Here is a 26,868-nt window from a genome sequence, read left to right on the forward strand (position 1 = left end):
AGAAACGTGACGTGCTGAACAAGCGTGTACTGCGGCGGCGTGTGGCCGGGTTGTTGGAGCAGCATCGGGTTCCGGGGATCGCGGTGGGGATCTGTGACCGGAAGTCGATGCTGTGGTCGGCCGGGTTCGGGCGGACGCGGGCCGGTGGTGGTGAGTCGGTTACTCCGCAGACGATGTTCGGCGTCCAGTCGTGCTCGAAGATGTACACCGCGACCGCGGTCCTCCTCGCAGTTCGAGATGGCCTGGTCGACCTTGACGTTCCGATCGTCGAATATCTGCCGGAGATTCGTCTCAACAGTTCGTTCGAGACTCGTCCTGAGCGGGTGATCACACTGCGGCATCTGCTGAGGCACACCGCTGGATTCACGCATGAGGCGCCGGTCGGTTCGAACTATCTGGTCGGCCGGGGGTCGTTCGAGGCGCATTGCCGCAGCATCTATGACACGTGGTTGCGGTTTCCCGTCGGTCACCACTTCCAGTATTCGAATCTCGGGATCGATCTGGCCGGATACATCCTGCAGCGGCGCAGCGGACTGCCGTTCGACCGCTTCGTACGCCGGACAGTGTTCGAGCCACTGGGATTGACGCGTACGACGTTCAACGCGGCGGAGATCCAGCGGGAGAAGGACCGGGCGATCGGGCATTCGCCGGAATACTCGCGGATCCCGGTCCGGGTCCCGATGGTTGCCGCGGGCGGGCTGTACACGACTGTCAACGACGCGTGCCGTTTCATACAGTTCCAGTTGGCCGGCGGCGCTGACCTTGCCGAACTGCACCGGCTGCCCGGCCGCGACCGGGGATACGGTCTCGGTCTGCGCATCACTGACGTGGACGGAATCCCTGTGCACGGGCACGGCGGTGGCGGATTCGGGTTCCTGTCGGACATCTACTGGGCGCCCGATGCCGGGGTCGGCGTCGTCGTACTGACCAATTCGACTGAGCACTCGTTGCAGTGGGAGCTCGCTTCGGAGATCTTCCGCGAGGTCATCCCACACCGCCCTCCGCGAGAGGTTCCCGCTCCCCCTGAGGTGTCCCCTGGATCGCTGACCGGTCTGGCGGGGAACTACAGCGGGAGCGGGACCGACCAGGTCACGTTCGCGGTGGAAGGAGACCGTGGCGTCCTGGTCCAGGGCGATACCCGGCATCCGGTTCGATTCGTCGGTCCCCTCGAGTTCACGATCGGGCAGGGCGAGCGGCTCCGGTTCCGCGATCTCGACGACGCGGGACGCCCGGCGTACCTCGAGCGCGTCGATGACGGGCACGTTCGCTTTCGCAACGACGTACCGGAAGCGCCACCGACCAAGCCGACTGAGCAGATCGAGCCGCCCAGGCCGGACGGGCCGTGGAACCGGGACTATGCGGTCCGGGCGAACGGCGTCCGCGAAGGGACCGCCAGGCTGCGTAAGGAGAACGGCGTACACCTCTTCGACCACTGGCACGGTGGAACCGTCCGCCTGCGCCGGCACCGTCGCGATCTGTACATTTCCGCAACCGGCGAAGCCCTCGACCTGACCTGCACGCCCCCGACGTACGCAAACATCCGCCTCCACGGTCTGTGAGGTACTGAGGAAATTCTGGTGGGGTGTGTAGGAATGGCGGGGCGGGGTTCGTTGGGTGGGTGTAGGCGGGGTTCGGCAGAGTGAACTGGAGAGCGTGATGCAGTATCTGATTTCTGTGATTGACAATCGGACGGGATCGTCGACTCCGGACGAGGACGCCGCGATCGACGCGTTCAACGAGCAGCTGGTGGCGGGCGGGCACTGGGTGTTCGCGGGTGGGCTCAGCGCCCCCAGCGACGCGACGGTGATCGACGCCCGGGGTGAGGGCGAGCCGATCTTCACCGACGGGCCGTACCTGGAGTCGAAGGAGCACGTGGCCGGCTTCTGGGTGTTCGAGGCGCCGGATCTCGACGTGGCACTGAAACTTGCCGCCGCGGCTTCGAAGGCGTGCAATCGCCGGCTCGAGGTGCGGCCGTTCCTGTGAGCGACGTCCAGGAAGCGATCACCCGGGTCCACCACGAGGAATGGGCGCGGGTGGTCGCCTCGCTGACCAGGCGGTTCGGTGACCTCGACATCGCCGAGGAGGCCGCCGCCGAGGCGTTCGCGACGGCGGTCGAGCGCTGGCCCGCGGACGGCGTACCGCCCAACCCCGGCGCCTGGCTGACCACCGCCGCCAACCGCAAGGCGATCGACCGGATCCGGCGCGAGAGCAAACGTGACGACAAGCAGAAGGAGGCTCAGATGTCGTACGACGAACCGCCTGAGCCTCTCGGCGTGATCGACGACGAGCGGCTCCGGCTGATCTTCACCTGTTGCCACCCGGCGCTGGCGATGGAGACCCGGGTGGCGCTGACGCTGCGGATGGTCGGCGGTCTGACCGTGCCGGAGATCGCCCGCGGGTTCCTGGTCCAGGAGACCGCGATGGGTCAGCGGATCACCCGTGCGAAGGCGAAGATCAAGGCCGCCAAGATCCCGTATCGGGTCCCGTCCGCGGAAGACCTTCCGGGACGCGTGTCCGGCGTACTCTCGGTGCTGTTTCTCGTCTTCAACGAGGGCTATCTGGCGACCGGTCCCGACACGGATCCCATCCGTCACGAGCTGACCGCGGAGGCGATTCGGCTCACCCGCTTGATCCGGGCACTGCTGCCCGACGACGGCGAGGTCGCCGGTCTGCTCGCACTGATGCTCCTCACCGAGGCCCGCCGTACCGCACGAGTGTCGGCGAGCGGCGAACTGATCTCACTGCGCGACCAGGACCGTGGCGCGTGGGACAGGGCGTTGGTTGCCGAGGGCCATCGTCTCGTCCGCGAGCGCCTCGCGACCCGGATGCCTCCAGGCCGCTACCAGATCCTCGCCGCGATCAACGCCGTACACACGTCTGCGCGCGACGCGGCGGACACCGACTGGTCGCAGGTCGTGGCGCTGTACGACCAGCTCGTCCGGGTCGATCGCTCACCGATCGTCGCCCTCAACCGCGCGATCGCGGTCGCGGAGGTCGACGGTCCCGAGGTTGCCCTGGCGACGATCGACCGGCTGGGCGACAAGCTGGCCGGGTACCACGCGTATCACGCCGCGCGCGCCGATCTGCTGCGACGGGTGGGTCGCAGTCAGGAGTCGCGGGCCGCGTACGACGCAGCGATCGAGCTGGCCGAGAACACTGCCGAGGTCGCGTACCTGAGCCGCCGACGCGATCAGTTGGCCGGCTGACGACCGTAGCGCGCGAGGTAGTGCCAGACGTACTTGATCGACTGCGCCGGATGCGCGCCGGCCGCTCGACCGAGAAGGTCGGGGGTGAGTTCGGGGCCGAGTGAGCGGGCGAGGTCGACGATCTCGGGGCCGCGGTACGCCGGGTCGAAGGTGGCCGGCGCCGCGCGAAAGCCCGGGTGGTACTCGATCGGGCAACCGAGCTCGCGGGCGGCGTCCTCGACGGGTGTGCCGATGAAGGACGGGTCCAGGACCACCGCTTCGACGTCGGTTCTGAGGCGGACCGGCCCGTGGACCTGTGCTTCGACGTAATCGTCCAGGTCGTCGAGAGGCGCCGCGTCGGCGAGTTGGCACAGGTGCGGCAGGACGCTCTGGTCGCCGAAATCGGCCGGTTCGAGCGCGGAGTCCGGGAAACAGAACGTCGCCCTCTCGATCGTGCCCGGCTTCAGGCGCAGGTACGACGACCCGAAGCGGATCGCTCCCCCGTACACGTCACGTCGCCGGTTCCACACCCCGTAGACCGGGCGATCCAGTTCCGGTCGGTCGTCGTACCGCCCGGAGAACAACCGGCTCTCCCACACCCACCGGTCTCCCCCGCGGAACGCCGTCAGCCCGCCGTTGGAGATGCCCGTTGCGAACTGCGACCGGTAAACCCCGTCCGCGGCCAGCGACTCGATCACCGTCCGCGCACCGTGCGGCCAATTGGGATGGAACTGCACGGTGATCATCACAACGGGCCCGTCTCGCGGCCGTCGGCGTTGATCATGATGAAACGAAGCTGCTCGTCGTGACGTCCGCTGGCGAGCCAGTGCGCGAAGGCGATGCGCGCGGTGGGCGGCATGTCGAGCGTCGTTGGATCCATCGTCAGATCGAACCACCGGAGATCGCCCTCGGTGCATTCCGTCGGCAACGGCGCCGCGGGGCGGAGGGTTGCGGTGAAGTAGTACGTCGTACGCACCTCGTCGCCGGTGTCGCGTACGGCGACGTACCGAAGCGCGAGGTCGGTCAGTTGATCGGCCGTGACACCGATCTCCTCGTGGAGTTCCCGGAGGGCGGCCGCTGTGGGGTCGGTGAGCTCGTGTGGCTCGAGGTGACCGCCGATGCCGACCCAGGAGTCCGCGATCGCGCGGGATCCGCGGCGGTAGAGGAGCAGGACGCTCCCCTCCCGCACGAGGAAGACCGACGTCAGGTGCCGGGCCGAGCGGAGTGACACGTCAGACGTTGACGTTGAAGCCGAGGTCCAGGTCGGACGCGGCCTGTCCGCCGCGGATGCCCCAGTTCGAGGTGGGGTGGTCCCGGACGAGGATGGTCACGTGGTCCGCGGGGATGCCGAACGGCTTCAGGTTGCCGACGATCTCGGTGTAGAGCTTGCGCTTGGCGTCGATCGAGCGGCCGGCGAAACAGTCGACGGTGACGAGCGTGAAGAACTCGGGCTCGGTCAGCCGCGGCGAGCACGCGAACCGGTGCGGCGCGTGCACCACCAGGCGCACGTCCTTGTCCTGCGGCGGGATCTGGAAGGCGGTCACGAGCGCACCATGCACCGCCTCGATCAGACCCGCCTCATCGGCCTCGGAGTACTCCCGACGAACCTCGATCTGCGCACTGGGCATCTAAAACAATCCTTCCACGATCGACGACAACACCCCCGACCCCACCACGAAGCCGCCACTCCGGCGACCGAATATCCGACTCCTGTGACACATGTATGGGTGGGAGCGGCCCGCCACGGCACGGCCGGGTTTGTCGGTCGGGGCTGGGAGACTCGGCGATATGGGTTCGAGGATTCCGCGTGGGGCGGCGGTTGTGGTTGACGCCGGCAAGGTTCTGGTGGTGAAGCGGTATCTGCGGCAGGGCGCGTCGGCTGAGTGTGTGATGTGCGAGTACGGCGACGTGCCGGGGCCTCGGTGTGCGGGGCATCGGTACGCCGTTCTGCCCGGCGGGCATGTGGAGACGGGTGAGTCGGCGGCGGGTGCTGCGCTTCGGGAGCTCGAGGAGGAGACGACGCTCACCGGCAGCGTGGGGCGGTTGCTGTGGACCGGCACGCACAACGGGCGGCCGGCGTACTACTTCCTGATCAGCGATGTGAACGGCGTACCAGAACTGTCAGGTGACGAAGCGGTCGAGCATTCTGCGACGAATCATTTCGAACTGCGATGGGCCGACGCGGCGGACCTGGAGGAATTCGGGATCTACCCGCCTGAGCTACAGCAGCATTTGACGCGTCTACTTGAGACGGGCGACGACGCGGGTTAGTCCGAGGAGGTTTCCTTGGTCGGCTTCCAGAAGGTGTTCGTCGGGTTCGTATCCGCGGCCTACCTTTGCGCACGTCTGCAACCAGAGAAGCCAGTCGGCCCAGCCGTTCGGTACGAAATCGGCGGTTTCGACGGTGACCAGGCCGGTGCGTTCCCACAGGTGCCGCCACCAGTCGGGCGGGAGCCAGGTGCAGAGATCCGGACCCCAGCGATCCGCGACGTACGGGGGCGGGGTGAAGTCGGGAGCGGTCCGGATGCCTGGGGCGATGATGCCGAGCATCCCGTTCGGGCGGACGAAGTCGGCGAGGTACGGGAGGTAGTCGACGCCGGTGCCGAAGTAGTTGTACGCGCCGACGCTGACGACCGCGTCGAAGAACCCCTGCGCGAACGGGAGTTTGCGGGCGTCGGACCGGATCGGATGCACCCGGCCCGCCACGCCGGCGTCCTGAACACGCTGCCAGTTCTCGGTGGGGTCGACCCAGAGGTCGGTGGCCCACACGTCGACATCGCATTCGCGGGCCAGGAAGATCGACGTCAGCGCCGTACCGCAGCCGAGGTCGAGGACTCGCATGCCGGGCCGCAGCGGCATTGCCTGCAGCAGACTTTCGGCGCTCCACAGCGGGTGCGGGCCCATGAGATTGTCGACGACCCATTGCTGGTCGTAGGTGTTCGATCGTGGATAACGGTCAAGGGTGAGCGCTTCGCGCAGGAGTTCGCTGGACATGGAGTGACGATGGCAGCGTCCTCCGTGAACTCACAATGCAATTTCGGCGACGGCCTCGGCGATCATGCGATGTCCTTGCTGCTCGAACGATTCGTCGCCGACCTGGTGCGCCCACACCGCCGTACTGATTGCCTCCCGGAGCCGGGCGCGCTGCCAGGCCGCCGGTTCGCGCGGGTCCGCACCGTAGCCGGTGATGAACGCCGGCTCCAGGCTCGGTTCGGAGCGGAACTGCTGCGCGGCCAGTCGGACGAGATCGGTGTACGCCGGGCGTAGAGCCGCACGCCCGAAGTCGATGATGCGGACCATGCCGTTGTCGATGAGCCAGTTGCGGGGCTGCCAGTCGCCGTGCGTCGGCACAAGCGTCGCGGGAGGTGTCGGCCAGGCCTTCATCGCGGCCCGGAGAACGTCGGCGAGGTCCGGCGCGATCCGGTGCGGTTTGTCGAGGAACCCGAGCGCGCGCTGGTTCTCACGGGCTTCGTAGTCGTCGTCCAGTACGGCGGATTGCCGGTGAAATGCCGCGAGCAGTTCGCCCGCCTGGTGATAAGTATCCGAAGCCCATTCGTACGGCGTGCCTTCGACGAGCTGACCGGGCAGGAAACGGGTCACGAGGAGCTTGGCGTCCTCGTCCGCGTTGAGCAGTTCGGCCGCTCGGCCCCGCGTGGTCCACGGCTGCAACCAGTTGCGGTGGGCACGGATCTCGCGGGCCAGGTGGTGGTCGGTGTCGTCACCGGCCTTCGCGATGTAGCGCTGTCCGCCGTGCTCGAGCTCCAGGACGAGCGTGCCGATGAGGCCCCAGCTGTGGTCACGCACGATCGCCGCCGACGGCAGCCAGGTGTCGAGGAGCTGTTGCTGTCGCTCGGTGAGTCCCACGCGCACGAGAGTAGCGCAATAAATATGCGGGAAAAGGTGGACGAATTACTTGGAAAGATTTATCCTGGCCGAATGCAGAATTCACAGGAGAATGCGTCCCTACCAATTAACTTATCATCGCAAATTGCGGAAAGCAAGTCCGGCGAATTCTGGACGCTCGGAGACGTGGCGGTCCGGCGGATCGGGTTCGGCGCGAAGCGGCTCGCGGGCGGCGAGAGCGGCGGCGCCGACGTCCAGGACCGGGCGATCGCGCTTCTGCGGCGAGTCGTGGAGCTCGGGGTCAATCACGTCGACACCGCGGCGTTCTACCCGAGTCACGGCCAGGCCGGCGGGACGCGGTTCGAGAGCCTGGGATGGGCGAACGACGTGATCCGTCGCGCGCTCGCGCCGTACCCGGAAGAATTCATGCTCGCGACGAAGGTCGGGCCGACCGAACACGGGCTGGCGCGGCCGGATCGGTTGCGGGAACTAGTGGAGCGCGATCTCCGGGTTCTCGGGGTGGATTCGCTGGACCTCGTGTACCTGCGGCAGATGGGGCTGGAGTCGATTGCGGAGCACTTCGGTGTGCTGGCCGAGCTGCAGGAGAAGGGCATGATCCGGCACCTGGGTGTCTCGAACGTGCGGGTCGCGCACCTCCACGAGGCACGGGAAATCGCGCCGGTCGTTGCGGTGCAGAACCGGTACAGCGTGGGATTCGGTCGGGTGAACGACGAGATCCTGCAGTTGTGCGGTGAGCTGGGGATCGCGTTCATCCCGTTCTTCACGCTCACCGCGGAGTCGCGGGAGGCCGGCGGGGTGCCTGACTCCGGGCCGGTTCAGGAGATCGCGGATCGCCACGGGGCGACAGTTGCGCAGGTGCGGTTGGCGTGGACGCTGAGCCGTGGCGAGCACGTGCTCGCGATCCCGGGTACGTCGAGCCCGCAACACCTGGAGGAGAACCTGCGAGCCGGCGACCTCACCCTCTCCCCCGAGGACTTCGCCGTACTCGACTCGCTCGTCGACTGATTCCAGCCTCGGCCGGCGCGGTCGTGAAAGCCGCGCCGGCTTCAGTCGTAGTACCGCCGGACGCTCGAACCGATCCGGGTCACGTCGGTGCCGTAGATGTGCAGCGAGATCGCGGTCTCGTCGAAGGTGTTGTGGACCCGGTGGATGTCGCCAGGCGGCGCGAACGCGCTCACTTCGCCGACGTGGTTGTCACTCTCACCGATCAGCCGCAGGTCGGCGTCGAACAACTCCTCGTGCTCGACGCCCTGGAGCACCCCGACCACGCACCACGTCACATGGTCGTGGATCCGCGTCAGCTGCCCGGGCCGCCACACCACGGCGATGATCGAGAACGCACCGTCCGGCTCGACGTGCAGTGTGTGGCTCTGGTAGCTGTCGGGCGATCCGAGGCGCTGCTCGGCGGTCAGTACGTCGGGGCTCGGAAAGTTGCGCCGCAGCCCGTCGCCGACGTGTTGAGCGGTCTGGTTCCAGTCGGAGTGCCGGCCGATGGCGTGCCGGACGCTGCTGATCAGGGCGGTGAGTTCGCTGGTTTCGGTTGCCGTAGTGGTCATGTCTCGAGATTGCGCCGGGTCAACCCATAACGTCCAATGCCAACTTTCGTGCTCATTGATAGATAGAGTTGATACATGCTCGATGTCACGAGGTTGCGGGTGATCGACGCGGTAGCACGCCACGGCTCGGTGACTGCTGCCGCGCGCGAGCTGCACTACTCCCAGCCGTCGGTCACGCACCACCTCGGGCGCCTGGAAGCCGAGACCGGCGCGCAACTGCTGCAACGGGTCGGCCGCGGGATCCGGTTGACCGAGGCCGGGCGGTTGCTCGCGGCCCGGGCGGCGGAGATCATCGGCCGGATCGACGCCGTGGATGCGGAGCTGGCGGCGCACATCGGCCTGAGCGCGGGCCGGATCCGGCTCGCGGGCTTCTCGTCGGCGATCGGCGCGCTTGTTCCGGCTGCCATGGCCGAGCTGGCCGCGAAGCATCCCGGGCTCGAGGTCAGCCTCGTCGACACGCATCCACCCGAGGCGTTCGAGCTGCTCCGCACCGGGAAGGTCGACGTGGCGATCGTGTTCCGGTACGACGAGACCGAGCCCGAGCCACCCGGCGTACGACTGCACCATCTGGTCGACGATCCGCTGTACGTGCTGTCGGACGGACCGGCCACGGTGGCCGACCTGCGCGACGCGACCTGGATCGCCGGGTGCGATCGTTGCCGAAGCCATCTGATCGCGCTCTGTGCCGCGGAGGGCTACGAGCCGCGAATCGGATACACGTCGGACGACATGGTCGTGATGCAGGCCCTCGTGGCGGCCGGACTCGGTGTCACGACAATGCCGGACCTCGCGCTGCGCACCCACCACGCAGCCGGCATCACCGCCAACGAGCTGCCGGGCTCACGACGTCACGTGTACGCCGCGACGTACGGCGAACCGCCCGACCCACCGCCCGTTGCTGCACTCCTCGACGCACTGCAGCAGTCGGCCGCACACTGACATCGCATTTCCGCCCCTCGAGGCATCGCTCAGAAGGTGAGTTCGTCGGTTTGCTGGACGGCGGCGGTTCGGCCCGGGGCGCGGTGGTACTGCCAGTAGAGGTTGGTGTGGGCGATCACCTTGTCGGGGGTGGGGGCGCCGTACTCACTCAGGTCCTCGGTGGTGTGGGCGTCGGCGACCAGCGTCACGTCGTACCCGCGGACCATCGCGCCGTGGATCGTCGAGCGGATGCACTCGTCGGTCTGCGCGCCGCTGACGATCAGGTGGCCGATGCCGGCGCGGGCGAGGACGTCCTCGAGGTCGGTGGCTTCGAAGCTGTCGGCGTACGTCTTGTGGACGAGCGGCTCCGAGCCGTCGCGGGACAGTTCGGGCACGAGTTGCCACTGGTCGCTGTCCTTGACGAGGTTCTCGCTGGAGTGCTGGACCCACACGACCGGGACTCCCCCGGTGCGGGCCTTGCCGACGAGCGTGCTGATGTTGGCGACGACGCGGTCCCGCTCGTACGCCTCCCCGACGACACCGTTCTGGACGTCGATCACGAGCACGGCCGTGTGCGGCCGGTCGGACAGCGTGGACATCTCGGCTCCTCCCATTCGACAACGTGTACGGCGAACGCTAGACCCGACCGCCGACATTCAGGGCTCGAACGGGCTCGGGTACGGCCGGCCGGTGTGGCACGCTTTGACCATGTCGGTCCGCCGTGCACCCAGGCGATTCCGCGCCGGTGCGCTCTTTCCGATCTCGAACATCGTTCTGGGCACCGCGTTTTTCGTGGGGATGGTGGCGGTCGACGTCTTCGGCGTCGCCGTCGGGTTCATGGATGCTTCGAGTACGAGCGAGCGGGTCTGGTGCATCGTCGCACTGGTGATGTCGCTGGTGGGGTACGCGATCGCGCTGGGTTGGCTGTGCCTCGGGATCAACGCCGCCCGCCCGATCCGGATGGATGCCGAGCGGCTCTACCTCCCGACCATCGACCTTCGCCGCGGTGTCACGCACACGGCTGTGCCGCTCGTCGAGATCGCAGGCGTCGAGCTGGTCTTTCGGTCTACGCCACGTAACGGTCGCTGGCAACTGTCGATCATCCGGATGCACGGCAAGAACCTGGCCAGCGACAGCCTCACGTCGGCGCGCGGAGCGAAACGCGGGCCAGCCGGCACCCGTGCTTCACAGGTTGCCGAGGAGATCCGGCGCTCGCTGCCCTCGCGGACACTGGGCTGACGACCGGACTTCACGCCTTCGTCCAGCTCCGCAATCGCAGCCGCACGGTCGGTACGTCGCCGTCGTCGAGGTCCTCGGCCCGCCGTACGGACGCCTTCACCGGCAGGATGTACCGCCCGTCCTTCGGGAACATCGACGTGTCCCAGACACTCGCGCCGATCTCGGCGGTCACCGGGATCATCCCCCACCCGTACGTGACGAAGTTCGACTCCGCCTCGAAATACGCACTCTCCTCCTCCGGAACCGTGATGAAGTACCAAGGCGCCGGCCCCCGCCAATACCAAACCTCCCCCGAAAACTCGACCTCGTTCATCCCGCTCCCAGCCATCAGTCGGGGGTGCTGGCGGTGAGGAGGCGGTGGGCTACAAGTTGGCAGGCGGATTGGAGTTCGGGGCCGCTGATGATTCGGAACGGGGCGCGGATCTCGGAGAGTTTGCCGGCGTACCAGTCGGGTTCGTCGGTGCTGGCGAGAAGGCGGGTGCGGTTCTCGTCGATGGGTTCGAGGCGGCCCATGCTGCGCGGGATCCAGCAGGCGGCGGCGTCGAGAGGTGCGTCGATCTCCACCTCGATCGGGTACCGCCAGCCCATCGCGAGGTGTTCCTCGACGGCGGCCAGCGGATCGAGATCGGCGGGCGCCGCGAACGAGGCCGACTGCGCCTCGACCTTGGTGATCTTGTCGACGCGGAGCACGCGCCGGGCGTCCTTGGCGTGCGACCAGCACAGCAGATACCAGCGGCCACGCCGTACGACGACCGCCCAGGGATCGACGTCCATCGGCCACTCGTCCTCGTGGCGTCGGTAGTGGATCGTCACGCGCCGCGAGTCCGCGCTGTGCGAGACGAGGGCGGCGGTGATCTCGGGATCAGGGGTCCGGGCCCCGGGATCGGGTCCGCGCGCGGAGACCCGGCGGATCGCGTCGGTCGACCGGGCGACGGCCTCGGGGAGCACCCGGACGATCTTCCCGAGCGCGTCCTCGACCGGATCCGCGGCGCCGCGCGGTCCTTCGAGCACCGCCATCACCAGGCCGAGCGCCTCGGTCGGGCTGAACATCAACGGCGGCAGCCGTAGACCCCGTCCGACCCGGTAGCCGCCGTACGGCCCCCGCACCGACTCGATCGGCATGTCGGCCTCGCGCAGGATCGCGACGTACCGGCGGGCCGCGCGCTCGGAGACCCCGAGCTTGTCTCCCAGCTGCTCCGCGGTGATGCCGGGACTGTTCTGGATCAGCTCGAGGACCATCAGGGTCCGCGCCGTCGGGCTCACGTCGTACGCCATCAGTCACCATTCCGGAAGAAGGCCGTCCGGAACTGAGGGTAACCCGTTTTAACTGCTCAGACGGTGAGCGGTTTGTCTGCGACGATCGGGGTCATGCGGGCGGATCGGTTGGTGGCGGTGCTGTTGCTGATGCAGGCCCGGGGCCGGGTGACCGCGGCCGACGTCGCGGCGGAGCTGGAGATCTCGGTGGCGACCGCGCGCCGGGACCTGGAGGCGTTGTCGACGGCCGGCATCCCGGTCTATCCACAGCCGGGGCGGAACGGCGGCTGGCAGCTGGTCGGCGGTGCCCGGACCGATCTGAGCGGGCTGACGGCGACCGAGGCGCAGGCGTTGTTCCTGCTCGTCGGACCTGCGGCGTCGATCGCTCCCGACGCGAAAGCCGCCCTGCGCAAACTCGTGCGGGCGCTGCCGGACACTTTCCGCGAGCACGCCCAGGCGGCGGCCGAGGCGGTCGTGATCGACCCCGCCCGCTGGGGCGAGCACGTGAAGGAACGGCCAGAGTTGGTACGTCGCCTGCAGGACGCCGTCGTAGGCCGGGAACGCGTCCGACTGCGCTACTCGGGACGCGGCCGGGATACGTCGGAGCGGGTGGTGGATCCGCTCGGTCTCGTGGACAAGGACGACGTCTGGTACCTGATCGCGTGGACCGGGAAGGGTCAGCGGACGTTCCGCATCGATCGGGTGGTCGACGCGGACGCGACCGGCGAAACCTTCGAGCGCCCGGACGGGTTCGAGCTGTCGACGGCGTGGGCCGAGATCGTCGAGCGGATGGAGGAACGCCGATCGGGGCTGACGGCAACTGTCCTGATGGACGAGCGGTTCGTGTGGGTGATGCAGGACCGGCTCGGCCGCAACTGTGAGGTCGACGGGACCGACGGTGACCGGGTCCGGCTCAAGGTCACAGCGCCCACTCCGTTGATGATCGCGCAGCACCTCGCCGGCTGGGGTGGGTCGATCGAGGTCGTGGACCCGCCGTCGGTGCAGGCCGAGCTGGCGCGACTTGGCCGGGAATTGACGCGGCGCTATGCCGCGGTGGACCACCTGGATGAGTAAGGTGCCGTGGTCAACGTGTCCCGACACCGCCCCTCGATCAGCCCCAGGAACCATCCGTGACCACATCCCCTCCCCAGCCGCCGCAGAACCCGTACTCAGGTGAGCCGGCCGGCTACGGTCCGCCGCCGCAGCAGTTCCCGCAGTACAGCGACCAGCCCGGCCAGCCTCAACAGCCGGCTCAGCCGGTTCAGCCGGGTCAGCCGGGTCAGCAGCAGTACGCGGGCCAGCAGTACGCGGGCCAGCAGTACGGCGGCCAGCAGTACCCGCCGCAGGGCCAGTACCCGGGCCCGCAGTACCAGGGCCAGCAGCAGTACCAGTCGTTCCCGCAGCAGGGCCACGCGCCGCAGGGCCAGATGGCGTGCCGCTTCTGCGGCGGCTACCCGGCGGCCGAGGCCACCGTGCGCGGCCACCAGGGCCTGATCATCATCATGCGGTTCCTGAAGCTGCAGGGCCCGTTCTGCCGGACCTGCGGGATCGCGTCGGTGCGTGACATGACCGCGAAGAGCCTCTGGCAGGGCTGGTGGGGCATCGCGTCGTCGATCGTCAACCCGATCACGATGCTGCTGAACATCGGCCCGATGCAGAAGTTCAAGGGTCTTCCGGAGCCGACGCCGGGTCCGGGCCGCCCGATGGATCCGGGCAAACCGCTGTTCCAGCGGCCAGCGATCCTCGGTCTGCTACTGCCGGTCGCGCTGATCGCGGCGATCGTGTTCGCGAACCTGAACTCGACCGAGTCGAAGGCCAAGATCGGCGCCTGCGTCGTCAACCAGGGCACGGCGGCCAAGCCGGACGTGAAGGTCGTCGACTGCACGTCCTCGGAGGCCGAGTACAAGATCGTCGACAAGATCGACGACTCGACCGATGACAGCCAGTGCGGCGAGGACGCGGAGGCGTCGTACGTCTACCAGAGCGGTTCGACGAAGTACACGCTCTGCCTGACCCCGGTGAAGTAGCGAGTGCGGGGGTCCCGGCGACGGGACCCCCGGCTCAGCTGTAGTACCCGTCCACCGGCACGCGCGCCTCGTCGTACAGCGCCGGCCCTTCCAGCGGTACGGCGGGGAAGCCGCCCATCGACTTGAGTCCGTCGAGCTGTTCACCGGACAGCGCGAACACGACCTTGCCGAGGCCGGACCTCGCGAGCGCCCCCGAGCACATCCCGCACGGCTGGCAGCTCGTGTACATGGTGGTGCCGGCAGCGACCTCCGGCGACAGTTGCTGAGCCGCCCACACCGCGAGCTTCAGCTCCGGGTGGAAGCTGATGTTCCCTTCGGTGATCGTCGTGTTCCGCTCCTCGACCAGCACGCTGCCGTCTGGGCCGACCAGTAGCGAGCCGAACGGCGGGTTCCCGCCCTTCCGTGCCTCCGCGGCGAGTTCGATCGCACGGCGCAGGAATCCTTCTGCCTCAGGTGTCACGTCGTCTCCAGTCCACTTCGTCGCGCGGCGACCGTCGCCAGCGCCTGCCAGGCCGCCTCGGGCCGTTCGGTCTCGTCCGGGTCGCCGACGAACGGATCGAGTACGACGCTCTGCGCGCCGACCTCCCGCAGTACGACCAGATCCTCCATCACCTGCTCGATCGTGCCCTCCCCCGCCACTCGATCATCCTCGCCCAGCGGCTCGTCCGTGAGCCGCACCAGGATCCGCGGCGCGAACCCCGGCACCGGCCGGTCCTCCGACGCCGCGACCGTCCGCAGGCGATCCAGCCCGGACCGCAGCTCCGCCATCGTCTGCCGCAACGGATGCCACGCGTCGCCGTACCGAACGGTCCGCCGCAAACCCGCCGTACTCGAACCGCCGACCCAGATCGGGATCGCCCCGTCCCCGTAGTCGGCGGTATCGGCCCAGGCGCGTCGCACCTCGGCGAGCACCTCGTCCGTACGCCGACCGCGGTGCGCATGCTCCGCGCCGAGCGCCTCGAACTCCTGCCGCGCCCAGCCGACCCCGACACCGAGCACGAACCGCCCGCCGCTCAACGCGTCGAGGTTCGCCGCCATCCTTGCCACCAGCAACGGATGCCGGTACGGCGCGATCAGCACCGTCGTGCCGAGCCGGACCCGCTCGGTGAGCCCGGCCAGCCAACTCAGTGCGGTGAACGGCTCGTAGAACGGTGCGGGGTACTGTTCCGCGACGTCCGGCGTGATCACCACATGGTCCGACACCATCAGCAGGTCGTACCCGAGTCCCTCGACGACGCGCGCCCAGTCCCGCAGTCGCGCCGGATTCGTCCCCGGGCCGAAGTTCGGCACGTTCACTCCAAGTTCCACGCCCTCAGGCTATCCAGGCGACGCCCTGATTCTGAAGGCATTCTTCCCGGCGTACGCCGCCATGCACCGGGAAATCAGCGGTAGATTGTGCGTATGACCGAGAGTCTCGATCCGACCGACTGGGCGATCCTCACCGAGCTGCAGGAGGATGCCCGGCTGTCGCTGACGCAGCTCGGCAAGCGGGTCAACCTGAGCCCCTCCGCCACCACCGAGCGGGTACGTCGGCTGGAGTCGATCGGCGTGATCACCGGCTACCGCGCGGAGGTCGACCTGACGAAGGTCGGCTACCCGGTGCTCGCCGTCGTACGGCTGAAGTACCCCGGCAACAAGCACGAGCCCTTGCACCGCCTGCTGGCCGAGCGACGCGAGATCCTCGAGTGCCTGCGAACCACCGGCGACGACTGCTACACGCTGAAGGTCGCGGCCGCGTCGATGCCGCACCTGGAGGAACTGGTCAACGAGCTCACCGACTTCGGCAGCACGACCACCAACCTTGTCTACTCACAGACCCAGCGCTACCGCGGCCCGCAGAAACCGATGGCCGATCAGCGCTGAGGATGAACCGTTGGCCGGGTGCTGACCGTGCTGGGTGTCGACGTTTCGCCTGACCTGTTGGATCGATGGGTCGATTGGCTCGCGCCGGACGAGCAGCCGTTCTTCGTGACGAAAAGGCAGGCGACTGCCTGGAAGTTGGCGACGGACGATCGGGAGCCGAGCCGCGAGGATCACGACACGTACCGCACGTACAGGGTCGACCGGAAGGCTGCTCGGACTGCCTGGCTGAGCGAGGCGGCGTACGGCGACCTACCGAAGGCGACACGTGCCGCACTGGTCCGGGCGCAGGTGGATTACGACCGTGGGGCAGTTCCGACGGTGAGGAGATGGGCGGGGATCGTCGGGCCGGAGGTTCGGCAGCAGGCGGACGGGCATCGCTTCGTCTGGTGGAAGTCGCTGCTCCGGGAGCCGGCGCGCGTGCTGCCCGATGTCGTGAGCGAGGATCTCGGGCCGAGCCGGCATGCCGAGGTCCGGACCTGGCCCGCGGAGTTGCCGCGCGTGCGCGAGTTGGCAGGCACGTTCGCGGACGGCAGCGGGCCGAACTGCTTCGGCACCGTGATGGCGGCCTGCGGCATCGAAGGTGCCGAGACGGTCTGGATGCTGCGCGAGCCGTTCGACGAATGGCTGGCGAACCACACCGAGCGCGGCGGCCAGGACGACGTACCGGGCACGGTGTTCGTCTGGCGTGACACTGCGCGGCTGGTCCAGCATGCGGCGCTGACCATCGGAGACGGGTGGATGTTCCACAAGCCGTCGCAGTCGTGGATGTCGCCGCGGAAGGTGCGGACGCTCGCCGAGGTGAAGCGCGCCACGCGGACCGCCGGCTGGCGGCTCGAGCGTCATAGGCTGGTCGGGTGAGGTTGCTCGTCACCGGAGCCGCTGGTCTGCTCGGCCGTGAACTCCTGCGCACGGCCGACCACGAGGTCGTGCCTGGGTATCACTCGCAGGTTGTGCCAGGTGGCGTGCAGTTCGACGTACGGCGCCGTGACGCGGTGCGCGACGTGATCCGCAGCATCCGGCCGGACGGGATCATCCACACCGCCTACAAGCAGGACGACTGGGCCGCGACCGCCGACGGCGCCGTCAATGTCGCGCTGGCAGCTGGTGGTGCAAGGCTCGTATTCGTGTCGAGCGACGCTGTGTTCGGCCCGCGGGAAACGGCCTATCGAGAGGACGACTCGCCCTGTCCGATCACGCCGTACGGCGCGGCCAAGGCAGCGGCCGAAACCGCGATCCAGGCGATGCTGCCCGAGGCGGTCATCGTCCGGACGTCGATCATCGTCGGCTCGGACGGACAGTCGGGCGAGGAGCAGCGGGTACGTCGCTTGGCGGCCGGCGAGCCCGGTGTGTTCTACAGCGGCAACATCCGTCGTCCCGTCCACGTCACCGACCTCGCCGCCGCGCTGCTCGAACTGCTCACGTCGGACGTCACCGGCATCGCCCATGTCGCGGGACCGGAGGCCCTGAGCCGGTACGAGCTGGGCCGCAGGATCGCGATCCGCGACGGACTCGATCCGGATCAGCTGCCCTCGGAGCCGGGCGAGCCGTCGGACATCCAGCTCGACTCCCGGCGTACTCAAGAGCAATTGAAGACGCGCCTCAGATCCGCCGACGAGTTCCTACTCGCCTGACCTCTGCAGGTCGCGAGCGAGTTGCTGCAGAGTGCGCACGACCTCGGCGACGCGAGCGGGGTCGTCGGTGCCCAGCGCCGCGACGAGGGCCGGTTCGATGCTCGTGGCACGGACCTGAGCCAAGCGGTCCGAGACGTCGGGCGCCTGACTGACCAATGCCCGGCGGCGGTCGGCGGGGTCGGTTGTCGTGATGACCGAGCTGGCCTCCTTCAGCCGGGCGATCGCGGTCGACACCTGGCTCTGCGGCAGACCGGTGCGGGCCGCGATCTCCCCCACAGCGCTCGCCGGATGCTCGGCGATGTCACTCGCGACGATCAGCACCATCCGCGCGCTGCCGGCGTACTTCGCCGCACCGCCCGGCGGCTCCGGCAACGCGTCCTCGCCGATCTTCATCAGCGCCCGCCCGAGCAGGAAGAGCTCCACACCATTCACACCGGGAGAATCTACATCAAATCAGATACATCTTGATAGATGTATCTACTTCGATGTAATCTACGGCCATGACCACGATCGATGTTCCCGGAGCTGTCCTCCACTACCAGCTCGAAGGCAACGGGCCACTGCTACTGATCTCGCAGAGCGGTGAAGGCGATGCCGACCGCAGCACCGACCTCGTCAGCCAGCTCGTCGACGAGTACACCGTCCTGACCTACGACCGCCGAGGCCTGTCCCGGAGCAAGCTCGAAGAACCGGGCGCCACGATCGCCGACCACGCGGACGACGTACACCGTCTGCTCCAGCACGTCACCGACGAACCCGTCGCCATGCTCGGCTGCAGCCTCGGCGCGGTCATCGGTCTGCATCTGACCGTGAAGCATCCGGTGCAGCTGCACACGCTCGTCGCGCACGAGCCGATCGCGCCGTGGCTGCTCGCCGAGCCCAAGCCCAAACTGCACCGCGACGAACTCACGGAGCTTCGCGACCACTACCTCGCCAACGGACTCCAGGCCACGATCCCGGCGATCGTCCGCTCACTCGGCATCGACCCGTCGAATGGCGAACCGGGCCGCACCGAGTTCCCGATGGACGCCAACCGGCTCGCGAACTTCGACTACTTCATCCGCCACGACTTCACCGCCGCCGCTGCAGACGACCTCGATCCCGCCGAGCTGTCAGCAACCGACGTGCGGATCGTCCCGGCCGCGGGTACGACGACTCCGCGCACCGTCTTCGACTACCAGTGCGCCGAGGCCCTGGCCGAGCTCATCGGCCAGGACCTGCAGACCTTCCCAGGTGGTCACAACGGCAACCTCAGCCACCCGAAGGCCAATGCACAGCGCCTTCGCGAGCTGCTCAGTCGTTGACGGTCGTGGTGACCGGGGTGCCGAGTTCGACGGTGCGGCTGACCGTGCAGAGGCGGTCGTGGGACATCTTCACGGCGCGCGGCAAGGCTTCACGGGCCTTGTCACCGTCCTCGCCCTCGGGGAAGCGCACGGTGAACTCGACCGCGAGGTTCTCCATCCGGTTGCCTTCTTCGGCGTCCCGGATCTTGTCGCCGCGGACGACCGCGCTGAACTCGGTCGGTTCGGCGCGGCGGCTCACCACGACGTCGACGTCGATCGCCGAGCAGGTCCCGATCGCGGCCAGCAGCAGTTCGACCGGCGTGAAGTCGGTGTCCTCGCCGCCCGAGCCGATCCGGATGGTCCCGCCGCGGGCGTTCCGCACCTCGTAGCTGCTGTTCGCCAGGCGCTCGAAGGTCACCTGCCGCAGTGTGTCTGCCATAGTGTCGCAGTCCCGTCACATTCTGTTGCTTGTGGCAACGTCATAGGGTCAGAGGTTCTCGAGGGCCTCAGCGACGGGCGTGTCCCCGCCGATGAGCTCGAGCGTCCGGCCGATCGAGGCCGGAGCGTCACAGAGGCCGGCCAGCACCAGCGCGACGTCGTCGCGGGTGACCCGGCCGCGACCGGTCTTGTCGGCGAGGTACACCGTGCCGGTCCCGGGATCGTCGGTCAGACTGCCGGGCCGCAGTACCGTCCAGTCCAGGTCCCTGGCCCGCAGATCTTCCTCGGCGGCCCATTTGGCCCGGAGGTAGACCGTGAACGTCTCGTCGTCGGTCAGTGACGGGGCGAGGTCCGCGCCCATCGAGCCGACCTGGATGTGCCGCCGAACGCCGGCCTGCTCGGCGGCGTCCGCGAACAGGGCGGCCGCACCGCGGTCGACGGTGTCCTTGCGCGCGTTCCCGCTGCCCGGCCCGGCGCCCGCCGCGAAGATCGCGACGTCCGCGCCCGCGAGGACCTTGGCGACCGCGCCGACCTCGGCCTGCTCGAGATCCAGTACGGCGGCCTCACCGCCGGCTGCCGCGATGTCGGCCTCGTGATCCGGGTTCCGCACCACCCCGACCACCTGATGGCCGTCGGCACTCAGCACCCGGGTCAGCCGCAACGCGATCTGCCCGTGTCCACCCGCAATCACGACTCGCATACCTGCAGACTATCTCTGTGCCCAACGCAGCAGCCATTGACGGGACGAGGATCGCCTACCAGGTTGGGGGCGTCGGGCAACCACTTGTTCTGCTCGCCGGGCAGTCCAACAACCACACCTGGTGGGATCCGGTCCGGTCGGACTTCGAGGCGCAGTACCGGACGATCACCCTGGACTGGCGAGGAACCGGCGAGAGCGACAAGCCGGACGAGGTCTACAGCACGGTCGGGTTCGCGGACGACGTGGTCGCGGTGCTCGATCACCTCGGGCTGGACAGTGCGCACATCTACGGAACGTCCATGGGCGGGCGGGTCGCGCAGTGGCTGGCGATCAACCATCCTCAGCGTGTCGACGCACTGGTCCTGGGCTGTACCTCACCCGGCGCGGCGCACGGCTACGAGCGCAGCCAGGAGATCCGCAAGGCGCTGGCCGATCCGCAGCGAGCCGATCGCGTGCTGCTCGAGCTCATGTACACCCCGGCCTGGCTCGCACACAATCCCGGTCCGTACCACGTGCTCGGTGACCCGACCATGCCGTCGTACGCCAAGCGCAGGCATCTGGTGGCCAGCAACAAGCACGACGCGTGGGACGGCCTACCGTCCGTCACCGCGCCGACTCTGATCCTGCACGGCACCGACGACATCTTCAGTCCGGCCGCGAACGCGCAGTTGCTCGCCGACCGGATCCCGGGGGCTCGGGCCGAACTCATCACGGGTGCCCGGCACGCCTACTTCCACGAGTTCCGGTCGGTCGCGAGTCCGGCGGTCCTAACCTTCCTGACCGCCGCGCAGGACCGGGCGTAGCGCGTCCAGGACGGTGGGGTCCTCGATGGTCGACGGGACCGGTTCGTCGCGGCCGTCGGCGATTCCGCGCATCGTGCGGCGCAGGATCTTGCCCGAGCGGGTCTTCGGCAGCGCGTCGACCACCGACACGTCCCGGAACGCCGCGACCGGCCCGATCTCCCGGCGTACGGCGGCCACGAGCTCGTCCCGCAGTACGTCGTCCGACACCGTCGCGCCTGCCTTGAGTACGACGAGTGCCCGCGGCAGCTGGCCCTTCAGCGGGTCGTGCACACCGATCACCGCACACTCCGCGACCGCCGGGTTCGCCGCGACGACCGCCTCGATCGAGCCCGTCGACAAGCGGTGGCCGGCCACGTTGATGACGTCGTCGGTGCGGCCCATCACGAAGATGTAGCCGTCGTCGTCGATGAACCCGCCGTCCCCGGTCAGGTAGTAGCCGTCGTACTCCTTGAGGTAGCTGTCGATGTAGCGCTGGTCGTCGCCCCACAGCGTCGGCAGAGCGCCCGGCGGCAGCGGCAGCTTGATCGCGATCGCGCCCTCCTCGTGCGCGAGCAACTCCTTGCCGTACGGGTCGAGGATCTGCACGTTCCAGCCCGGCATCGGCACAGTCGCCGAGCCCGGCTTGGTCGGCAGCGGCTCCAGTCCGCGCGGGTTGGCCGCGATCGGCCAGCCGGTCTCGGTCTGCCACCAGTGGTCGACGACCGGTACGCCGAGATGCTCGTGCGCCCAGTGGTACGTCTCCGGGTCGAGCCGCTCCCCCGCCAGGAACAACGTCCGGAACCGCTCCAGCGGGTACTTGGCCAGCTCGGCCGCCTCGGGATCGACCTTCTTGATCGCGCGGATCGCGGTCGGCGCGGTGAACAACGCCTTCACGCCGTGCTCTGAGATCACCCGCCAGAACGCGCCCGCATCCGGCGTCCCGACCGGTTTGCCTTCGTACAGGACCGTGGTCGCTCCGACCAGGAGCGGTGCGTAGACGATGTACGAGTGGCCGACGACCCAGCCGACGTCGGACGCGGTCCACCAGACGTCACCCGGCCCGATGTCGTACACGTTGCGCATCGTCCAGGCGAGTGCGACCGCGTGGCCGCCGTTGTCGCGGACGACGCCCTTCGGACGTCCCGTCGTACCGGACGTGTAGAGGATGTAGAGCGGGTCGGTCGCCGCGACCTGCACCGGGCCTGCCGGCTGGGTCTTCGCGGTCAGGGTGGTCCAGTCGAGATCGCGTTCGCCCAGTTCAGCGGGGGCTTGTTCGCGCTGGAAGACGACGGTGTGCTCGGGCTGGTGCGACGAGATCTTCAGCGCCTCGTCGATGATCGGCTTGTACTCGACGATCCGCGTCGGCTCGATGCCGCACGAAGCCGCGACGATCACGCGAGGCCCGGCGTCCTCGATCCGGGCCGCGAGCTCACGCGGCGCGAAGCCGCCGAACACCACCGAGTGGATCGCCCCGAGTCTTGCGCAGGCCAGCATCGCGACGACTGCCTCCGGGATCATCGGCATGTAGACGATCACCCGGTCGCCCTTGCCGACCCCCAGTGACGCCAGCGCGCCCGCGAACACCGCCACCTCGTCCCGCAGTTGCGCGTAGGTGTAGGTACGGCCGGTTCCCGTCACGGGTGAGTCATAGATCAGAGCGGGCCGCTGCCCGTCTCCGGCTTCGACATGCCGATCGAGCGCGTTGTACGACGTGTTCAGCGTCCCGTCCGGGAACCAGTGGTAGATCGGGGCATGGGTCGCGTCGAGCGCCCGGGTGGGTGCCGTCGTCCAGGTGATCGCCTCGGCCGCCTCGAGCCAGAACCCGTGCGGGTCGTTGAGGCTCCGCCGGTAAGTCTCCTCGTACACGCCCATCCCATTCATGTGCAGGGCCTCCCGTCCGTCGGCTGTTCACCATCGTGGCAGGGTTGAGGTATGACGGTAAGCCTCGACGACGTGAAGCAGGCCGCGGAGCGCATCACTGGGCGGGTACGGCGTACGCCGGTGATCGAGGTGGCGCCGGGACTCACGTTCAAGCTGGAACTGCTCCAGCACACCGGTTCGTTCAAGCCGCGCGGCGCGTTCAACCGGCTAATCACCGCGAAGGACAGCGGCGCCCTGACCGGTCAGGGGATCGTCGCCGCGTCCGGCGGCAACCACGGGCTGGCGGCCGCGTACGCGGCCCGCGAGCTCGGCGTACCGGCCCGGATCTTCGTCCCTGAGACGACACCGGCCGCGAAGCTCGGGAAGCTGCGGACCCTCGACGCGGACATCGTGCAGGTCGGATCGGAGTACGCCGAGGCGTACCAGGCGGCGCTCGCGGCGCGGGACGAGACGGATGCGCTGCTGGTGCACGCCTACGACCAGCCTGAGGTCGTCGCCGGGCAGGGCACGGTCGGTCTCGAACTGCTCGACCAGGCCGGCAGGTTCGACACGGTCCTCGTCGCGGTCGGCGGCGGCGGCTTGATCGCCGGCATCGCAACCGCCATCGGCGACAACGCCCAGGTCGTCAGCGTGGAGCCGGCGCTCGCCCCGACCCTGCAGCGGGCGCTCGAAACCGGCGAGCCGACCGACGGAGCCGTCGGCGGAGTGGCCGCGGACTCGCTCGGTGCGCGCCGCATCGGTTCATTGGCCTTCGAGGCCGCCCAGACGTACGGCGTCCGACCGGTGCTCGTCGACGACGAGGCGATCGTTGCTGCCCGCAAGGAGTTGTGGCAGCAGTACCACCTGGCGACCGAGCACGGCGGCGCAACGGCGTACGCCGCGTTGCTGTCGGGTGCCTACCGCCCGGCGACCGGTGAGCGTGTGGTCGTCGTGGTCTGCGGGGCGAACACCGACCCCGCCACGCTCATTTGACGCGTTGCTGCTTGTCGTCGGCCAGGACCCACGCCGCGAGGACACCGGCGATGCCGCCGAAGAGGTGACCCTGCCAGGAGATCCCGTCCTGCGGCAGCAGCCCGCCGAGCAACGCACTCCCCCACACCATCACGACGATAATGCCGAGCAGCACCTGCCCGAGCCGGCGGTTGAACAGGCCGCGGAGGATCAGGTAGGACGCGTACCCGAAGACCAGTCCGCTGGCGCCGATCGTGATCGTGTTCGGCGGTGAGATCAGCCAGGTCCCGAACCCGCCGATCACCGTCACGATCGCGGTCACCGCGAACAGCCGGGCCGCGCCGCTGACCGCGATCAGCGCGCCGAGCGTGACCAGCGGCAGCGTGTTCGAGATCAGGTGACCGAACCCGAGATGCAGGAACGGCGCGGTCAGGATCCCGAACAGGCCGCGAGGCTCGCGGGAGATGATCCCGTACTGGTCGAGCGCGCCGTGCGTCGCGGTGTCGACGACCTCGCTGAGCCACATCAGCCCCACCAGAGCAACGAGCAGCTTCAGCCCGCTCCCGATCCGGGCGGTGTCCACAGCCCGCCCGGTCCGCTTCGCCGGAGTCTGAAAGCTCATACCTCAACGATGCCGCATCACCTCAAATCTCAACCAGCGACAGGCGCGGCGACGGCGGACAGTGATCCCTGAGATACTACGAGTGGCATTCGTCGAGGCGAGGGGAAACGATGCCGATAGCTGTCTATGTCCTCGGGCTGAGCATCTTCGCGCAGGGCACGTCCGAACTGATGCTGGCCGGACTGCTTCCGGAACTCGCGACCGATCTGCATGTCTCGATCCCCCAGGCCGGCCTGCTGATCTCCGCGTTCGCGATCGGCATGCTCATCGGCGCCCCGATCCTCGCGGTCGTCACGCTCACCTGGTCCCGGCGTACGGCGGCACTCGTCTTCCTGGCGATCTTCGCGCTCACCCATGTCGTGGGCGCGCTGACGTCGAGCTACGCCGTACTGCTCGCCACCCGGATCGTCAGTGCCTTCGTGTACGCCGGGTTCTGGTCGGTGGCCGCGGTGACCGTGGTCGCCCTCGTACCGGCGAGCAGCCGAGCGCGGGCGATGAGCATCGTCACCGGCGGCCTCACGATCGCGACCATCGTCGGTCTCCCGCTCGGAACGGTCCTCGGTCAGCACCTCGGCTGGCAGTCGGCGTTCTGGACCGTGGCCGGGATGTGCGTGCTCGCGATGGGAGGCGTCTTCGCCACACTGCCGGCCGACCGCCCGGAACCCGCCAGTGCACCACGCCTCACCGACGAACTTGGAGTGTTCCGCAACGCCCGGCTCTGGCTCGCGTTCGGCACCACAGTGATGGTCACAGCGACGATCCTGGTCGTGTTCAGCTACCTCGCTCCGCTGCTGACGGAATCCACTGGTCTATCGCCCGGTGCCGTCCCGGGTGTGCTGGCTCTCTACGGTCTCGGGTCGTTCATCGGGATCACCATCGGCGGCAGATTCGCGGACGCGCTGCCGTTCCACACCCTCTTCATGAGCATCGTCGGATTGATCGCGCTCTCCGCCGTACTGGCGCTCACGGCAACCGATCCGGTGGTGGCGATCTGCGTGATCGCGCTGCTCGGCGGCTTCGGCTTCGCCGCGAACCCGGCCCTGAACGCCCGCGTTTTCAGCCTGGCCGGTGACGCGCCGCGACTCGCGACCGCGGCGAACTTCTCCGCGTTCAACATCGGCATCACGGTCGGGCCGTGGCTCGGCGGCCTGGCGATCGACGCCGGTGCGGGCTACCCCGCACTCGGCTGGATCGCCGTCGGCACCGGCGCCGTGGCCCTCGCGACCGTGCTGTTCGCGGCGCTCGTCCCCGTCAGTTCACCGGACCTTGCGGGTCGAGGTGCGACGGGTCGAAGTCGGCGTGCCGGTTGAACACGTACTTGTTCAGCAGCCAGGTGATGATCCACAGCCCGACCCCGACGAGCATCAGCCAGCCGGCGATCTTGTAGTCCGCCGAGTCCCGCCCGGACAACGGGCTCGCGAGGTACACGCACAGCACGACGCCCAGCACCGGCAACGCGGTCGGCGCGCGGAAGTGCTTGTGCTCGACCCGGTCCCGCCGCAGGACCAGCACCGCGACATTCACGATCGCGAACACGCACAGCAGCAGGAATGCCGTCGTACCGCCGAGCGCCGCGAGATCGGCGTACCCGATCAGGACGAACGCGAGCAGCGTGGTGAACAGGATCGCGACGTACGGCGTACGGCGCCGGCGGAGCACCCGGCCGAGCGGACCGGGCAGCACCTGCTCGTGCGACATGCCGTACAGCAGGCGGCTGGCCATCAGCATGTTGATCAGCGCCGAGTTCGCGACCGCGAACATCGTGATCCACGCGAACAGTTCGAGCGGGAACCCGGGCGCGCCGGCCTGGACGACCTTGAGCAGCGGCGTCGCGCCCTTGTTCAGCTCGTCCGGCGAAAGCAGCGCGACCGCGGAGATCGCGACCAGCACGTAGATGACGCCGGTGATACACAGCCCGAGCAGCATGATCTTCGGGAAGATCCGCACCGGGTCCTTGGTCTCCTCCGCCATGTTCACCGAGTCCTCGAACCCGACCATCGCGAAGAACGCCAGGGCGGTCGCGGCAGTCACCGCACTGAACGGCGACTCGCCCTCGGGGACGTGGAAGTCGGTCAGCCGGGAGGTGTCGCCGCCGCCGCCGATCAGCGCCCAGGCGCCGATCCCGATCACGATCAGCAGACCGCTGAGCTCGACGCAGGTGAGCACGACGTTCGCCTTGACGCTCTCGCCGACCCCGCGCAGGTTCACCAGCGCGATCAGCGTCATGAAGCCGAGCGCGGTGATCATCAGCAGCGCGCCGCGGTCGGCGTCGAGGTGCGCGGCGGAGAAGAAGTTCGCCGCGAACGCCTTCGACGCGCTCGACGCCGAGGTCAGGCCGGAGCACATCACCGCGAACGTGAGCAGGAAGGTGAGGAAATGGATCCCGAACGCCTTGTGCGTGTAGACCGCCGCGCCACCGGCCTTCGGGTACTTCGTGACGAGCTCCAGGTAGCTGGTCGCTGTCAGCAGCGCGACCACGAACGCGCACAGGAACGGCAGCCAGACCGCGCCGCCGACCTCACCGGCGACCTTGCCGGTCAGTGCGTACACACCGGTCCCCAGGATGTCCCCGACGACGAACAGCAGGAGCAGTCCGGGGCCCATGACCCGCTTCAGCTCAGGACGCTCACCAGCTTGCACTACTGCGGCGGAATCACTCATGAAGGCTCCCCGG

The 26,868-nt window shown here is 68.4% G+C and carries 34 protein-coding genes; 16 read left to right on the forward strand and 18 right to left on the reverse strand.

The window, feature by feature from the left end; genetic code table 11:
- Nucleotides 1–11: 11 nt before the first annotated feature.
- The 3 genes from EV651_RS39140 (at nucleotide 12) to EV651_RS39150 (ending at nucleotide 3,206) form a co-directional block, all read left to right on the forward strand.
- Nucleotides 12–1,559, forward strand: coding sequence for a serine hydrolase (locus EV651_RS39140; RefSeq protein WP_133790923.1), 1,548 nt, complete (start codon nucleotides 12–14; stop codon nucleotides 1,557–1,559).
- A 97-nt stretch (nucleotides 1,560–1,656) separates the two neighbouring features.
- Nucleotides 1,657–1,983 (forward strand): YciI family protein, encoded by a 327-nt coding sequence (locus tag EV651_RS39145; RefSeq protein ID WP_133790925.1) that lies wholly within the window; start codon nucleotides 1,657–1,659, stop codon nucleotides 1,981–1,983.
- Entirely contained in the window at nucleotides 1,980–3,206 is a 1,227-nt protein-coding gene (locus tag EV651_RS39150) for an RNA polymerase sigma factor (protein ID WP_133790927.1), read from the forward strand. Before EV651_RS39145 ends, EV651_RS39150 begins: the two co-directional genes overlap by 4 nt.
- Here the strand turns inward: EV651_RS39150 and EV651_RS39155 are convergent.
- From EV651_RS39155 to EV651_RS39165, 3 genes are read right to left on the reverse strand one after another with little or no spacing between them, the layout of a single operon-like run.
- Entirely contained in the window at nucleotides 3,191–3,931 is a 741-nt protein-coding gene (locus EV651_RS39155) for a DUF3626 domain-containing protein (RefSeq protein WP_238157492.1), read from the reverse strand. The two genes, EV651_RS39150 and EV651_RS39155, sit on opposite strands and share 16 nt — an antisense overlap.
- Nucleotides 3,931–4,416 (reverse strand): NUDIX domain-containing protein, encoded by a 486-nt coding sequence (locus EV651_RS39160; RefSeq protein WP_133790931.1) that lies wholly within the window; start codon nucleotides 4,414–4,416, stop codon nucleotides 3,931–3,933. Before EV651_RS39160 ends, EV651_RS39155 begins: the two co-directional genes overlap by 1 nt.
- A 1-nt stretch (nucleotide 4,417) precedes the next feature.
- Entirely contained in the window at nucleotides 4,418–4,813 is a 396-nt protein-coding gene (locus EV651_RS39165) for a tautomerase family protein (protein WP_133790933.1), read from the reverse strand.
- A gap of 160 nt (nucleotides 4,814–4,973) precedes the next feature.
- Between EV651_RS39165 and EV651_RS39170 the strand changes: the two genes are divergently transcribed.
- Nucleotides 4,974–5,456: an NUDIX domain-containing protein gene (locus EV651_RS39170; RefSeq protein ID WP_133790935.1), complete on the forward strand. Its 483-nt coding sequence runs from the start codon at nucleotides 4,974–4,976 to the stop codon at nucleotides 5,454–5,456.
- On the opposite strand, the gene EV651_RS39175 is transcribed toward EV651_RS39170, so the two are convergent.
- Nucleotides 5,427–6,179 (reverse strand): cyclopropane-fatty-acyl-phospholipid synthase family protein, encoded by a 753-nt coding sequence (locus EV651_RS39175; RefSeq protein WP_133790937.1) that lies wholly within the window; start codon nucleotides 6,177–6,179, stop codon nucleotides 5,427–5,429. The two genes, EV651_RS39170 and EV651_RS39175, sit on opposite strands and share 30 nt — an antisense overlap.
- A gap of 30 nt (nucleotides 6,180–6,209) precedes the next feature.
- A complete protein-coding gene (locus EV651_RS39180; RefSeq protein WP_133790939.1) occupies nucleotides 6,210–7,049 on the reverse strand; it encodes a phosphotransferase in 840 nt (279 codons plus the stop codon).
- A 165-nt stretch (nucleotides 7,050–7,214) separates the two neighbouring features.
- Here EV651_RS39180 and EV651_RS39185 point away from each other — a divergent pair, with 165 nt between their 5' ends.
- Nucleotides 7,215–8,054, forward strand: a complete 840-nt coding sequence (locus EV651_RS39185) for an aldo/keto reductase (RefSeq protein WP_238157493.1) — start codon at nucleotides 7,215–7,217, stop codon at nucleotides 8,052–8,054.
- A gap of 41 nt (nucleotides 8,055–8,095) precedes the next feature.
- On the opposite strand, the gene EV651_RS39190 is transcribed toward EV651_RS39185, so the two are convergent.
- The gene (locus tag EV651_RS39190; RefSeq protein WP_133790942.1) at nucleotides 8,096–8,605 is read right to left on the reverse strand and encodes a cysteine dioxygenase family protein; all 510 of its coding nucleotides are present in this window, start codon (nucleotides 8,603–8,605) and stop codon (nucleotides 8,096–8,098) included.
- Between the two features lie 75 nt (nucleotides 8,606–8,680).
- Here EV651_RS39190 and EV651_RS39195 point away from each other — a divergent pair, with 75 nt between their 5' ends.
- Entirely contained in the window at nucleotides 8,681–9,544 is an 864-nt protein-coding gene (locus EV651_RS39195) for a LysR family transcriptional regulator (protein WP_133790944.1), read from the forward strand.
- 29 nt (nucleotides 9,545–9,573) lie between these two features.
- On the opposite strand, the gene EV651_RS39200 is transcribed toward EV651_RS39195, so the two are convergent.
- On the reverse strand, nucleotides 9,574–10,122 hold the full coding sequence (locus EV651_RS39200; RefSeq protein ID WP_133790946.1) for an isochorismatase family protein: 549 nt from the start codon (nucleotides 10,120–10,122) through the stop codon (nucleotides 9,574–9,576).
- A 109-nt stretch (nucleotides 10,123–10,231) separates the two neighbouring features.
- On the opposite strand from EV651_RS39200, the gene EV651_RS39205 reads away from it, so the two are divergent.
- Entirely contained in the window at nucleotides 10,232–10,762 is a 531-nt protein-coding gene (locus EV651_RS39205; protein WP_133790948.1) for a hypothetical protein, read from the forward strand.
- 10 nt (nucleotides 10,763–10,772) lie between these two features.
- On the opposite strand, the gene EV651_RS39210 is transcribed toward EV651_RS39205, so the two are convergent.
- Nucleotides 10,773–11,075, reverse strand: a complete 303-nt coding sequence (locus EV651_RS39210; protein WP_133790950.1) for a DUF1905 domain-containing protein — start codon at nucleotides 11,073–11,075, stop codon at nucleotides 10,773–10,775.
- Between the two features lie 14 nt (nucleotides 11,076–11,089).
- Complete coding sequence (locus tag EV651_RS39215) at nucleotides 11,090–12,037, reverse strand: YafY family protein (RefSeq protein WP_133790952.1); 948 nt, start codon at nucleotides 12,035–12,037, stop codon at nucleotides 11,090–11,092.
- Nucleotides 12,038–12,130: 93 nt separating this feature from the next.
- Here EV651_RS39215 and EV651_RS39220 point away from each other — a divergent pair, with 93 nt between their 5' ends.
- Nucleotides 12,131–13,090, forward strand: coding sequence for a YafY family protein (locus EV651_RS39220; RefSeq protein WP_133790954.1), 960 nt, complete (start codon nucleotides 12,131–12,133; stop codon nucleotides 13,088–13,090).
- Between the two features lie 95 nt (nucleotides 13,091–13,185).
- On the opposite strand, the gene EV651_RS42825 is transcribed toward EV651_RS39220, so the two are convergent.
- Complete coding sequence (locus EV651_RS42825) at nucleotides 13,186–13,428, reverse strand: hypothetical protein (protein WP_238157494.1); 243 nt, start codon at nucleotides 13,426–13,428, stop codon at nucleotides 13,186–13,188.
- Between the two features lie 15 nt (nucleotides 13,429–13,443).
- Here EV651_RS42825 and EV651_RS39225 point away from each other — a divergent pair, with 15 nt between their 5' ends.
- Complete coding sequence (locus EV651_RS39225) at nucleotides 13,444–14,043, forward strand: hypothetical protein (RefSeq protein WP_238157495.1); 600 nt, start codon at nucleotides 13,444–13,446, stop codon at nucleotides 14,041–14,043.
- Nucleotides 14,044–14,077: 34 nt separating this feature from the next.
- On the opposite strand, the gene EV651_RS39230 is transcribed toward EV651_RS39225, so the two are convergent.
- Nucleotides 14,078–14,503 carry a nucleoside deaminase gene (locus EV651_RS39230; RefSeq protein WP_133790958.1) on the reverse strand — a complete coding sequence of 142 codons (426 nt, stop codon included), beginning with the start codon at nucleotides 14,501–14,503 and terminating at the stop codon, nucleotides 14,078–14,080.
- Nucleotides 14,500–15,351: an LLM class flavin-dependent oxidoreductase gene (locus tag EV651_RS39235; protein ID WP_133790960.1), complete on the reverse strand. Its 852-nt coding sequence runs from the start codon at nucleotides 15,349–15,351 to the stop codon at nucleotides 14,500–14,502. The genes EV651_RS39230 and EV651_RS39235 overlap by 4 nt, the downstream gene beginning before the upstream one ends.
- Before the next feature lie 93 nt (nucleotides 15,352–15,444).
- On the opposite strand from EV651_RS39235, the gene EV651_RS39240 reads away from it, so the two are divergent.
- From EV651_RS39240 to EV651_RS39250, 3 genes are read left to right on the forward strand one after another with little or no spacing between them, the layout of a single operon-like run.
- Nucleotides 15,445–15,906, forward strand: a complete 462-nt coding sequence (locus EV651_RS39240; protein ID WP_133790962.1) for an Lrp/AsnC family transcriptional regulator — start codon at nucleotides 15,445–15,447, stop codon at nucleotides 15,904–15,906.
- 18 nt (nucleotides 15,907–15,924) lie between these two features.
- The gene (locus EV651_RS39245) at nucleotides 15,925–16,764 is read left to right on the forward strand and encodes a hypothetical protein (RefSeq protein ID WP_238157496.1); all 840 of its coding nucleotides are present in this window, start codon (nucleotides 15,925–15,927) and stop codon (nucleotides 16,762–16,764) included.
- On the forward strand, nucleotides 16,761–17,537 hold the full coding sequence (locus tag EV651_RS39250) for a sugar nucleotide-binding protein (RefSeq protein WP_133790964.1): 777 nt from the start codon (nucleotides 16,761–16,763) through the stop codon (nucleotides 17,535–17,537). Before EV651_RS39245 ends, EV651_RS39250 begins: the two co-directional genes overlap by 4 nt.
- Here EV651_RS39250 and EV651_RS39255 read toward each other — a convergent pair.
- A complete protein-coding gene (locus EV651_RS39255) occupies nucleotides 17,526–17,969 on the reverse strand; it encodes a MarR family transcriptional regulator (RefSeq protein ID WP_202870732.1) in 444 nt (147 codons plus the stop codon). The genes EV651_RS39250 and EV651_RS39255 overlap by 12 nt on opposite strands.
- Nucleotides 17,970–18,037: 68 nt before the next feature.
- Here EV651_RS39255 and EV651_RS39260 point away from each other — a divergent pair, with 68 nt between their 5' ends.
- A complete protein-coding gene (locus EV651_RS39260) occupies nucleotides 18,038–18,841 on the forward strand; it encodes an alpha/beta fold hydrolase (protein ID WP_133790966.1) in 804 nt (267 codons plus the stop codon).
- Here EV651_RS39260 and EV651_RS39265 read toward each other — a convergent pair.
- On the reverse strand, nucleotides 18,831–19,238 hold the full coding sequence (locus EV651_RS39265; RefSeq protein ID WP_238157497.1) for an OsmC family protein: 408 nt from the start codon (nucleotides 19,236–19,238) through the stop codon (nucleotides 18,831–18,833). The two genes, EV651_RS39260 and EV651_RS39265, sit on opposite strands and share 11 nt — an antisense overlap.
- 69 nt (nucleotides 19,239–19,307) lie before the next feature.
- Nucleotides 19,308–19,958 (reverse strand): SDR family oxidoreductase, encoded by a 651-nt coding sequence (locus EV651_RS39270; protein WP_133790969.1) that lies wholly within the window; start codon nucleotides 19,956–19,958, stop codon nucleotides 19,308–19,310.
- A 17-nt stretch (nucleotides 19,959–19,975) separates the two neighbouring features.
- On the opposite strand from EV651_RS39270, the gene EV651_RS39275 reads away from it, so the two are divergent.
- Entirely contained in the window at nucleotides 19,976–20,761 is a 786-nt protein-coding gene (locus tag EV651_RS39275) for an alpha/beta fold hydrolase (RefSeq protein WP_133790971.1), read from the forward strand.
- On the opposite strand, the gene EV651_RS39280 is transcribed toward EV651_RS39275, so the two are convergent.
- Nucleotides 20,726–22,612 carry a propionyl-CoA synthetase gene (locus tag EV651_RS39280; RefSeq protein ID WP_133791026.1) on the reverse strand — a complete coding sequence of 629 codons (1,887 nt, stop codon included), beginning with the start codon at nucleotides 22,610–22,612 and terminating at the stop codon, nucleotides 20,726–20,728. The two genes, EV651_RS39275 and EV651_RS39280, sit on opposite strands and share 36 nt — an antisense overlap.
- Before the next feature lie 60 nt (nucleotides 22,613–22,672).
- Here EV651_RS39280 and EV651_RS39285 point away from each other — a divergent pair, with 60 nt between their 5' ends.
- Nucleotides 22,673–23,593, forward strand: coding sequence for a threonine/serine dehydratase (locus EV651_RS39285; RefSeq protein WP_133790973.1), 921 nt, complete (start codon nucleotides 22,673–22,675; stop codon nucleotides 23,591–23,593).
- Here the strand turns inward: EV651_RS39285 and EV651_RS39290 are convergent.
- Nucleotides 23,586–24,194, reverse strand: a complete 609-nt coding sequence (locus tag EV651_RS39290) for a rhomboid family intramembrane serine protease (RefSeq protein WP_133790975.1) — start codon at nucleotides 24,192–24,194, stop codon at nucleotides 23,586–23,588. The genes EV651_RS39285 and EV651_RS39290 overlap by 8 nt on opposite strands.
- A gap of 110 nt (nucleotides 24,195–24,304) precedes the next feature.
- On the opposite strand from EV651_RS39290, the gene EV651_RS39295 reads away from it, so the two are divergent.
- On the forward strand, nucleotides 24,305–25,504 hold the full coding sequence (locus EV651_RS39295) for a Cmx/CmrA family chloramphenicol efflux MFS transporter (protein ID WP_133790977.1): 1,200 nt from the start codon (nucleotides 24,305–24,307) through the stop codon (nucleotides 25,502–25,504).
- Here EV651_RS39295 and EV651_RS39300 read toward each other — a convergent pair.
- Nucleotides 25,446–26,855, reverse strand: coding sequence for an APC family permease (locus EV651_RS39300; RefSeq protein ID WP_133790979.1), 1,410 nt, complete (start codon nucleotides 26,853–26,855; stop codon nucleotides 25,446–25,448). The two genes, EV651_RS39295 and EV651_RS39300, sit on opposite strands and share 59 nt — an antisense overlap.
- Nucleotides 26,856–26,868: the final 13 nt, after the last annotated feature.

The organism is Kribbella sp. VKM Ac-2571, assembly GCF_004362255.1.
Taxonomy (GTDB): Bacteria; Actinomycetota; Actinomycetes; order Propionibacteriales; family Kribbellaceae; genus Kribbella; species Kribbella pratensis.